This is a genomic window from Alkalicoccobacillus porphyridii (assembly GCF_007293315.1).
GTDB lineage: Bacteria > Bacillota > Bacilli > Bacillales > Bacillaceae_D > Alkalicoccobacillus > Alkalicoccobacillus porphyridii.
This window is the reverse complement of record NZ_VLXZ01000093.1, coordinates 1-351: the sequence shown is the minus strand read 5'-3', so window position 1 is coordinate 351 and position 351 is coordinate 1. Positions and strand designations below refer to the sequence as shown.

General features: G+C 52.7%; 1 protein-coding gene. It reads right to left on the bottom strand.

The window, feature by feature from the left end; all coding sequences use genetic code 11:
- Positions 1-351, bottom strand: a 351-nt coding sequence (rsxG, locus tag FN960_RS23655; protein WP_143850780.1) for an electron transport complex subunit RsxG, incomplete at both ends; no start/stop codon positions are given.

The following is a 351-nucleotide window of genomic DNA, read 5'->3' as shown; positions in this document are numbered from 1 at the left end:
ATTTTTTTACCCGCAAAATGGGTGATCCAGTCAGAAAGGCGCAGTTCGATTTTATCGCCAAGCCCTGGCGTTTCGTGGTGCTCTGTCACGCGCGTGCCAAGTACCGTGCCGTTAAAATCGGCTCCCACCAGCAGCTGAATCGCACCGGAATAGCCATCTGGCGCGGTTGTTTCCAGAACGGCGGCTACCGGTTTGTCATTCTGTTTGGCGATGTAAACCCGATGCTCACCTTTACCTAACTCTGGCGCAGTTACCAGATAGCAACTCTGTGCCAGCGCATTGTTATAGCGTTCGGCTGGCAGCACCTGATCAAATAACGCCTTTTGTTGCAGACTGGCCTGTTCAGCAATC